This window comes from Acinetobacter sp. YH12218 (genome assembly GCF_013417925.1).
Taxonomy (GTDB): Bacteria; Pseudomonadota; Gammaproteobacteria; order Pseudomonadales; family Moraxellaceae; genus Acinetobacter; species Acinetobacter amyesii.
Map to the genome: position 1 here is coordinate 32,652 of NZ_VPDB01000033.1, position 9,151 is coordinate 41,802.

The window sequence follows — 9,151 nt, forward strand, 5'->3', positions numbered from 1 at the left end:
AAGTTAATCTGAAACAGCATCGATATAGGCTTTTGATGCTTACTGAAAACTCTGCCATGCATAAATCAAAACAGCCGCAGCAAGCACCCAACTCAAAGTTGCTACACTCAAACATGCCGTTAAGCTCAAACGTGTTGCGAGCAGGTACACCATCAATAAATAAATGAAATATGGGATGAGAGACCAGAGTCCAAACAGCGCAGTTTTTTGTAATGCGGCTGCACCCTGATCATTTGCCACAATGACATGAGCAATCAACGCAAAAGTCGGAAACAATGGAACCAAACCTGCAATATAAAACACCTTACTTTTAGACAGCAAAGCAATTAATACCACAACAAAGGCACCCATTAAGCTTTTGAGAAATAAGGACAACATGGCATTCTATGGTTTCGATAAAACTGCATTTTACGCCTTTTCTGCGATAGTCCTGAGATTTTCTAATGCATTTTTATGCGCATAGCACAGGAGATTTAAACGATGAACTTAAAACAGTCATAGTGCCGTGATCTTTATGCACCTTTACACCATAGGCTAGATGTAAAGCGCGCTTTTTGTTGCTCAGCCATTTGCTTAAACTGCGCTTGAACTTTTAAATCTTCAGCACTCATCAAATGTTGATTGTTTTCAACAATTGCCAAAACCAAATCAAACTGTTGAGGAATTTTTTCGCAAGCCAGATGCTTTTTTTCAGCTTCTGTTTTGGCTTGACCTAATTTTGCAATATACAGATCAATTTTTTCACTTTCGGTATTCAGCGCCAAAGTTGCTTGTTCTAAGCTGTCATAATTTTGCGCTTTCGGGGTTTGGTTCGGGGTACATGCACTCAAAAACACACTACACATCAATAAACCCATCACACCTAATGTTGGATTGAGATGAAGTTGCCATTTCATGTTAAAAGTCCTAGATTGCTGATTTGCGGATGTTTTAGGGCATCGGCACAGACAGCTATATTTTGATTCGGCCATTTTTCTCACAAAGTCACGCATAAATCTAGGTTTAAATTACACTTGAACATTTTTCATGCGCTATCATATATAGGTTTTTCGATGAATATTTTAGGACCCCTTGCATGAGCCAAAGCCATATCCGTATTCGAGGCGCACGTACCCATAACTTAAAAAATGTGTCACTCGATATTCCACGCGACAAGTTTGTGGTCATTACGGGTCTTTCTGGTTCAGGGAAGTCCTCTTTGGCTTTTGATACCTTGTATGCTGAAGGTCAACGTCGCTATGTTGAGTCCTTATCTGCCTATGCACGCCAATTCCTTTCGCAAATGGAAAAGCCCGAAGTTGACTCGATTGAAGGCTTGAGTCCTGCGATTGCCATCGAACAAAAATCAACGAGCCACAACCCACGCTCAACAGTGGGAACAATCACCGAAATTTACGACTATTTACGTCTACTCTATGCCCGTGTCGGCACGCCGTATTGTCCTGAACATGACCTCCCGATGGTGGCTCAGACTGTGTCTGAAATGGTCGATACCGTCAAAGGTCTAGAAGAAGGCACGGCGCTTATGTTGCTTGCCCCTGTGGTCCGTGACCGTAAGGGTGAATACACCAACTTATTTGAACAATTACAAGGTCAAGGTTTTGTCCGTGCGCGTGTCGACGGTGAAGTCATTGATATTGATACTCCGCCTGAACTCGACAAAAAGAAAAAGCACACCATCGAAGTCGTTGTTGACCGTTTTAAAGTTCGTGATGACCTCGGTAACCGTATTGCAGAAAGCTTTGAAACTGCACTACGTATGGGTGGCGATATTGCCATTTTGTCGTGGATGAAAGGCGAACAAGAAGATCGCGTATTTTCTGCGAAACACTCTTGCCCTGAATGTGAACGTGCCGTTGGTGAACTTGAACCACGGCTATTTTCCTTCAACAATCCATTCGGTGCATGCCCTGTTTGTGATGGTTTAGGCACACGCAGCCATTTTAGTGCTGACAAATTGATTCCCAATAATGAAGTTTCGATTAGCCAAGGGGCAATCCGTGGTTGGGACCGTCAACGTCCGTATTACTACAGCATGATCCAAAAAGTTGCCGATCATTTTGGTTATTCTCTAGACACACCGTGGAATGAACTCGATGCCGACACCAAAAAGAAATTTCTATATGGGACAGGTAAAGAAAAAGTTGACCTCAGTTATATCGATGAACGTGGTCGTTCGCACAAGCGCGTGCAAGCCTTTGAAGGGATTTTACCGCACCTAGAGCGTCGTTACCGTGAAACCGAATCAAACTACGTGCGTGAAGATTTGGCACAGTATTTATCCAATGCTGCATGTGATGCTTGCGGTGGCTCACGTCTCAATGAAATTTCACGTCATGTTCGAGTTAAAGATAAAACCATCGCGCAAATCACCAAGATGTCGATTGGCGATGCTGAAAGCTATTATCAAGACCTCAACTTAAGCGGTGCCAAAGGCGAAATTGCTGACAAGATTTTCAAAGAGATTCGTGAACGTTTGCACTTCCTAGTCTCTGTCGGTTTGAACTATTTAAGTTTATCGCGTTCGGCAGAAACACTGTCGGGTGGTGAAGCTCAGCGTATTCGTTTGGCTTCGCAAATTGGCGCGGGCCTGATGGGCGTAATGTACGTGCTGGATGAACCCTCTATTGGTTTGCATCAGCGTGATAATGACCGCCTATTGGAAACCCTAGTACGTTTGCGTGACTTAGGTAATACCGTATTAGTTGTAGAACATGATGAAGATGCGATCCGTGCCGCCGACCATATTATTGATATTGGCCCCGGTGCAGGTGTGCATGGCGGTCATGTGATCGCCGAAGGGACGTATGATGAAATTTTGGCAAATCCAGATTCATTAACTGGTCAATATCTATCAGGAAAGCTCAGTATTGATGTGCCGAAAACACGCACACAACCGCCAAAACCTGAAGAGCAAATTAAGTTAATGGGCGCTGCGGGTCATAACCTGAAAAATGTCGATTTGACTATTCCTTTAGGTGTGATGACCTGTGTGACAGGTGTATCAGGTTCAGGTAAATCGACGCTGATTAACCGGACATTATTGCCGCTTGCAGCGACTCAATTGAATGGTGCAACCACATTAACGGCTGAGAAATTTGATTCGATTGATGGCTTACAGTTCCTCGATAAAGTCGTTGATATTGACCAAAGCCCAATCGGTCGTACACCACGTTCAAACCCTGCAACATATACCGGTTTGTTTACCCCTATTCGTGAACTGTTTGCGCAAACCCCTGAAGCCAAAGCACGTGGCTATGCTGCAGGTCGATTCTCGTTTAACGTGAAAGGCGGTCGCTGTGAGGCCTGTGAAGGCGACGGTATGATTAAGGTTGCAATGCACTTCTTACCTGATATGTATGTGCCTTGTGATGCCTGCCACGGCAAGCGCTATAACCGCGAAACGTTAGAAGTTGGCTATAAAGGTCGTAACATTTCTGATGTCTTAGAAATGACGGTTGAAGATGCGATGCATTTCTTCGATGCCATTCCTGTGATCCACCGTCGTTTGGAAACCTTGAACCAAGTGGGCTTGGGCTATATCCGTTTGGGTCAGTCTGCAACCACACTTTCAGGTGGTGAAGCGCAGCGTGTGAAATTGGCTCGTGAGTTGGCAAAACGTGATACAGGTAAAACCTTGTACGTGCTTGATGAACCGACAACAGGTCTACACTTCCATGATATTGCTAAATTGCTCGACATCCTGCATGAGCTACGTAATAAGGGTAATACCATCGTGGTGATTGAGCATAACTTGGATGTGATTAAAACTGCCGATTGGATTGTGGATTTAGGTCCTGAAGGTGGTGCTGGCGGCGGTATGATTATTGCCGAAGGTACGCCAGAGCAAGTGGCTAAGAATAAAGTGTCGCATACAGCGAAGTTCTTAAAGCCGATGTTGAAATAAGATTCACTTTCCTTTAAGTGCATGATAAAACGGTGATTCATTCACCGTTTTATATTTATATGACTTTATTAGAGATAATTGATACAGCCGTAAAAATTGGTTTGGGAGCACTGATAACTGGCGTAATTACCTACTTAAATCAAAAGGCAAATATTTCAGCATCAGTAGCAAAAGATAACCTTCTATATAATCGTAATTTATTGACCAATATTTCCAAAGATCTCGAGGAAATAAATCATCTCGTTTTAAAAATTTGGGCAATTTTTGAATTTGAAACAAAACAATCTCAACTAGCTCTTAATGAGATTTCAGACAGACTTAAACCTCTAAGACACGCACTTTTTAATGACTTTAATTTGCTTAGCAAAAATGAAGGTTTAATTCTTTTACATGGATATATTGAACAATAAGAAAAGCTAAGAATTTATGGCGAATTACTCGGAAAATTTAACGCTTATACACTTTGTAAAAATGGAGCTATCAATGTTGAAACAACTGCTCAATATAGAGTTGAAATTTTAGAAGCTAGAAAATCACTTTATACGAGCTTAAACAAAGCCATTTCTAAATAAATTCTTGTACTTCACTACATTCAATCACATGACGGCGACATGGATGTCGCCTGTTTGACTGGGGCAGCACGGATGTACCCTCAGTCAAACAAAAGCATTTTGCTTACTTCTGTGCTTTCAAAAATAGGAATCTCCCACGTAATGGAAACTCAAACCCAATCTACAGTGAAGACATGCAAATTCAAAATTCAAAATTCAAAATTCAAAATTCAAAATTCAAAATTCAAAATTCAAAATTCAAAAAATTAACGTAAATAATGAAATACACCTAACTTATCTAACACATCCAACGTCAACTGCTTACGCTCCGCCACATCATCCCCTGCTGCCATCTGCATATTCAAACTAAACGCTGTAATCTTGCCATGACCATCATCTACCCAACCGGTATACCACCCAACTTGCGGCTCTACATCCATACCCCAACCACTCTTGGCATATAACTTCGCATCCCCACGGCTTTCAATATAAAGCATGTCTTTGACTTGCTTTTGTACCGCGACATCAAACGGTAATTTCTCTGTCGCAAGCTGATACGCAAATTTGACTTCTTGTTCAGGCGTAATCTTTAAGGGCCCTACCAACCAAAAATTATCCACCTGTTTGCCAATATTGGCATTGCCAAAACCGACCCGTTTGACTTCTTGTTGCATTAACGCCAAACCTATTCGCCTTGCCAGTTCCTGATATACAGGAACTGCAGATGCTTGCATGGCTTCCCCCAAAGTCAGGTCTTTTTCCCATGACGGAAAAGCACGTTTTTCACCTTTCCATTTAAAAACTTCAGTGGTTGTCGCCTTCTGATGCTGCAAACCAATTAAAGCATTTAACATTTTAAAGGTAGATGCAGGAATGTATGCTGTCTGGGCGCGCTGTAAGTCATTGCCATAATGGCTCAAACGCTGACCATCAAATGTGACAAATACCGCCTGTGTCTGTGCTTGATTAAATAGACACGGAATTTCACTCACCCGTGAATTTTCTAAATTGGCTTGAGTGGTTTGTTTTAAGTGTTGAGATGAATCCAACATGCCTTCGTTTGTTGTACATGCTGTCAAACTGAGGACAGTCATCAAAGATAGATATATTTTTTTCATTGCACTATTTTTATGGTGTTTAAAGTCCATAGTATAAGATGAAGTTCAAACCTGAATTGTGTACTTTTCAACAGTCTTGTATCTGTTGCAAACTCAACGTATCGACTATTTATTTTTAAATAAAACATCCTTATGATGACGCCTATCGTGGACTCAACAACGAATAATTTTTAACTTTTTAAAATATAAAAGCATACTAACAATGAATAAATTTATCTTAAGTTTCAGCCTCTTATTATGTCCAATATATAGCTTTGCCGATGGCTATCTAAACGAATACATGGTGCTGTTTGTCTCACAAGAAGACCCCGGTCTTAGCCCATGGAAAGATAAGCCGCAGTGTAAAGCCCTCAGTACCCCGACTTCACACAAAGGGATCTATGAAAATCAATATGTCTATGCCAATGGCAATGCCCTAACCACCATCTTTCTGAGCAACAGCAAAATTAAAAACGGTGAATGTGAACATTTAATTCACTTTCCAGATGGTATTCAAGGCTCAGGCGTATTTGAAAGTTTCTTCCCCAACGGCAAACCCCGTAGCCGCATTGCTTATAAAAATGGGGAGTACGAGGGCAAACTTGAGTTTTGGTTTGCCAATGGGATAAAAGAGCAAGAAAGTAGCATCATCAATGGCGAGTCGCAGGGGGATTACAAAATTTGGCATCCGAATGGCCAACTGGCTTTTTCTCAAAATTATAAAAATGGTCTCGAAAATGGCCTGCGCCAACGCTGGTATAGCGATGGTAAACCATGGACCTATGCCAATTTTCAAAACAATAAACTGATTGGTGAGCTGAAAATGTGGTTTGAAAACGGCAAACTAGAACGCCAAGGTTATTATCGTAATGGCGTTCGTCATAACAGTTATAAAATTTGGTATGACAATGGGCAACCTGAAGCGGTGCTTCAGTACAATTTAGGCAAAATTACCCAAGCCCAGTGTTGGAATGTAGATGGTAGTCAAATGAACCAACAAGCCTGCAATAAATTATATAAAGATGAAGATTAATTGATTTTTCTAGCTAACTTTATGAATCTGCCAAGATATTTATGAATATCAAGCTGCGTTTAGGCTGAAACACGGTCACGCCCCGCAGCTTTGGCTTTAAATAATGCTTGGTCTGCGCGCTGTAATAAATCGATCCAGCTTTTGGCACCCACTGCAACACCAATACTCACCGTCACAATGAGATCGGCTTCGTCCTCTGCCAAATTAAAATTCACATGCTGAATATCATGCCGTATGGTTTCGGCAATGTGCTGGGCTTTGAGCATATCAATCCCCTCGATCAGGACTAAAAACTCATCTCCTCCATATCGCACCACCAAGTCGGATGAACGAATATGTTGTCGTAATTGATTGGCAACATGTTGAATCACCAAATCGCCGACAATATGCCCATAGCGGTCATTCACCTGTTTAAAGTGATCAATATCAATCACGATCAGTGCTGTATGTAAAAAGCCTGAATTTTGGCTGTCGCGAAATTTAATATATTCATCTAAGGCAAAACGATTGGCGACATTGGTGAGTGAGTCAGTATTGGCAATATGTTTAAGCTGAAATTCAAAGGCATCACGTTGTTCCAACATGTTTTCAATATGCTGAATGGCATCAAATAAACTGAGATAACCTACTTTGGCAGGTTCAATCACGCCTTGATCCATTTGTCGGTGCCGAGCCAGTTTAAATAACTGATTACGAGCACGAATTAAAGGTTCAAACACCCATTTCTTGGCATAGAACATCGTTAATAATGCAGTCAGTAATGACACGAGCGAGACAAAAAGCGTGAAAATCAATTTATTTCGCGCTTCACGTTGTTCATCCGCAGCTACTTTGAGACTGTAATCTAAAATATAACTTTGCAATTCCACCACTGTGACAAATTTATTGACCATTGCATCAGTGAGCTGGGTGCCATCCATGTGATAACGCTGATGTTGAAGACTTTTTTGAGCCAAACCATCAATAATTGGCAAACCTTTATCTAAAAATTCCGTTCGTACCGCATGATGTAACTGTTTAAACTCGGGTGTTTTGTCATGTTCGGACTGCACGACATTGATCAATTCCCATAGATAGCGTGTTTGACGCTGGGTTTGTAAACTCCGCGCTAAATTTTGCTCTGGAATTTCCTGTTGAAATGATACCGCAGCCATAATATTTGATGCGACTCGTCCCGCCTGATCACGTAATTCTGCCAGTAATAAAATCAGCGTGTAATAATTCGATACACGGGTATCTTTACCATGTGAATGATTGACCAATTTCTGCATGGCAATATAGCTTTGATCCCAAGCTTGGAACATCGCCAAAATGGCATGATCCAATTTTTTAGCGTCACGCTGTTGTGTCGGCAGCGCAATATATTGATCGACCGTTTTGCGACCCTGCAACAAATATGGATATAAATTGGACTCTAACTGCTGGGCGATCGGTGCAAAGCCCGTTTCTTTTAAAACTTTCAGTGTATCTTGATATTGCCGATCAACGCCTTGACGATATTCAGCCAACTCAATAATTTTTTGCTCACGCTGAAGACCTTGACTCGACATTGCACTGTTAGCTGGTACACGTTCACGAGAAATTTGGTTGGTTAAATCTGCCACCATTTTTAGCATCTGAATTTCTTTAAGCGCTTGAGCATTTTTGAGGTAGTTTTGATAACTGCTCACAATCAGTGGAACACTAATAAATACGATAGACAAGACGATTACTAGCATCGCAAGTTGCAAGCGCTTACTAATATGCTCTGTTCGTAATGTTTCCATCTATTTTATGCCCCACACTTGTTGCATACCCCAACTCACTTATCAACTAAACGCGGGAATATTTAAATTAATGATCAATAATTTATTAATTTATTAATTTATAAAATGAACATTTATACAGCTAAATTCTATACAAATGTGTTGAATCTGTCACATTTTTATCATTTTAAAACGAGATAATTTGCTAAAAAACAGCAACATATTTGAAAGGAATAAATTTTTTTATGAACTTGCTTAAATAAATATTTACAATTGCAATAAATTGGTGCAGAATGCACCGTATTAGGGCACACTAAATTTCTTCCTCAGCAGAATATTTTAGTTTCCCGAAAATTTTGGCTAAAAAATCCTGATTTTCCATGAAAATCAGGATTTTTTTTGTCTGGACCTACTGAACTCGATGATAAATTCAATAATATATGCACCATAAAAGGGCATTTATTTTTATTCCATCTCCGTTTTATCTATAATCTTTGCGGTAAAGTTCCATTTTTAGACAAAAAAAAAGCCCAACCTTGGGGAAAGCTGGGCGAATAAAAAACAAATGATGGAGAATCAGGGTCAAAGTCACACTTTTAAACTGTGTGACGACTCGATTGGCAAATTATGAATCAAATAAAACCTGATGTAAAGCCAAGTATTTCACAAGGATATTAAATTTATCACTAAGATATTAGATCTCTTGCGAAAGTAAAAACCACATCAATCTAAGTTTCATGAGATATCAGAACTTAAACCGTTTTTCAGATTCTGAATTTAAACGCTTGGTTGGCGTACCTCGACCAGTTTTTACCGAA

7 protein-coding genes are annotated in these 9,151 nt (G+C 40.5%); 3 read left to right on the top strand and 4 right to left on the bottom strand.

Annotated elements, in window-relative coordinates; all coding sequences use genetic code 11:
• Positions 1 to 39: 39 nt before the first annotated feature.
• Positions 40 to 378, bottom strand: a complete 339-nt coding sequence (locus tag FTV03_RS10605) for a GlpM family protein (protein WP_180002743.1) — start codon at positions 376 to 378, stop codon at positions 40 to 42.
• A gap of 134 nt (positions 379 to 512) precedes the next feature.
• Entirely contained in the window at positions 513 to 896 is a 384-nt protein-coding gene (locus tag FTV03_RS10610; protein WP_180002741.1) for a hypothetical protein, read from the bottom strand.
• Positions 897 to 1,075: 179 nt separating this feature from the next.
• Here FTV03_RS10610 and uvrA point away from each other — a divergent pair, with 179 nt between their 5' ends.
• Both uvrA and FTV03_RS10620 read left to right on the top strand, forming a co-directional pair.
• Positions 1,076 to 3,907, top strand: a complete 2,832-nt coding sequence (uvrA, locus tag FTV03_RS10615; RefSeq protein ID WP_078193183.1) for an excinuclease ABC subunit UvrA — start codon at positions 1,076 to 1,078, stop codon at positions 3,905 to 3,907.
• 59 nt (positions 3,908 to 3,966) lie between these two features.
• On the top strand, positions 3,967 to 4,317 hold the full coding sequence (locus FTV03_RS10620) for a hypothetical protein (protein ID WP_180041376.1): 351 nt from the start codon (positions 3,967 to 3,969) through the stop codon (positions 4,315 to 4,317).
• 407 nt (positions 4,318 to 4,724) lie between these two features.
• On the opposite strand, the gene blaOXA is transcribed toward FTV03_RS10620, so the two are convergent.
• Positions 4,725 to 5,576, bottom strand: coding sequence for a class D beta-lactamase (blaOXA, locus tag FTV03_RS10625; protein ID WP_373683022.1), 852 nt, complete (start codon positions 5,574 to 5,576; stop codon positions 4,725 to 4,727).
• A gap of 202 nt (positions 5,577 to 5,778) precedes the next feature.
• Here blaOXA and FTV03_RS10630 point away from each other — a divergent pair, with 202 nt between their 5' ends.
• Positions 5,779 to 6,588, top strand: a complete 810-nt coding sequence (locus FTV03_RS10630; protein WP_180041377.1) for a toxin-antitoxin system YwqK family antitoxin — start codon at positions 5,779 to 5,781, stop codon at positions 6,586 to 6,588.
• 59 nt (positions 6,589 to 6,647) lie between these two features.
• On the opposite strand, the gene FTV03_RS10635 is transcribed toward FTV03_RS10630, so the two are convergent.
• The gene (locus tag FTV03_RS10635) at positions 6,648 to 8,354 is read right to left on the bottom strand and encodes a diguanylate cyclase (RefSeq protein ID WP_180041378.1); all 1,707 of its coding nucleotides are present in this window, start codon (positions 8,352 to 8,354) and stop codon (positions 6,648 to 6,650) included.
• Positions 8,355 to 9,151: the final 797 nt, after the last annotated feature.

What these genes read in the sequence shown, in the direction of transcription:
- FTV03_RS10605 (WP_180002743.1), bottom strand. Translation starts at nt 378, where the DNA reads ATGTTGTCCTTATTTCTCAAAAGCTTAATGGGTGCCTTTGTTGTGGTA.
- FTV03_RS10610 (WP_180002741.1), bottom strand. Translation starts at nt 896, where the DNA reads ATGAAATGGCAACTTCATCTCAATCCAACATTAGGTGTGATGGGTTTA.
- uvrA (WP_078193183.1), top strand. Translation starts at nt 1,076, where the DNA reads ATGAGCCAAAGCCATATCCGTATTCGAGGCGCACGTACCCATAACTTA.
- FTV03_RS10620 (WP_180041376.1), top strand. Translation starts at nt 3,967, where the DNA reads ATGACTTTATTAGAGATAATTGATACAGCCGTAAAAATTGGTTTGGGA.
- blaOXA (WP_373683022.1), bottom strand. Translation starts at nt 5,576, where the DNA reads ATGAAAAAAATATATCTATCTTTGATGACTGTCCTCAGTTTGACAGCA.
- FTV03_RS10630 (WP_180041377.1), top strand. Translation starts at nt 5,779, where the DNA reads ATGAATAAATTTATCTTAAGTTTCAGCCTCTTATTATGTCCAATATAT.
- FTV03_RS10635 (WP_180041378.1), bottom strand. Translation starts at nt 8,354, where the DNA reads ATGGAAACATTACGAACAGAGCATATTAGTAAGCGCTTGCAACTTGCG.